General features: G+C 69.7%; 1 protein-coding gene. It reads left to right on the top strand.

Annotation, left to right across the window (positions count from 1 at the left end; translation table 11 throughout):
* A partial coding sequence (locus RH81_RS16850) for a type 1 periplasmic-binding domain-containing protein (RefSeq protein ID WP_206539397.1) occupies positions 1-231 on the top strand: 231 nt, incomplete at both ends.

The following is a 231-nucleotide window of genomic DNA, read 5'->3' as shown; positions in this document are numbered from 1 at the left end:
CACCGACATCAAGATCGCCACCGAGGACCTCGGCACCAACGTCGCCATCGCTCTGGCCAAGGGAGAGATGGTCGTCGGCCTGGGGGCGCAGCTGCCCTACAGCCAGGGCGTCGCCGAGGTGGACCTCGCGGCGCTCAGCGCCCTCGGCGAGCAGGTGCCGCCGTACGTGGCGCTGAGCTCCCTGCCCGTCGACCACGAGAACGTCCTCGACGCCTGGAAGCAGGTCTACAG

The organism is Psychroserpens jangbogonensis (assembly GCF_000797465.1).
Classification (GTDB): Bacteria; Bacteroidota; Bacteroidia; order Flavobacteriales; family Flavobacteriaceae; genus Psychroserpens; species Psychroserpens jangbogonensis.
The sequence above is the reverse complement of the archived record's forward strand: the minus strand, read 5'-3'. Positions and strand labels throughout refer to the sequence as shown.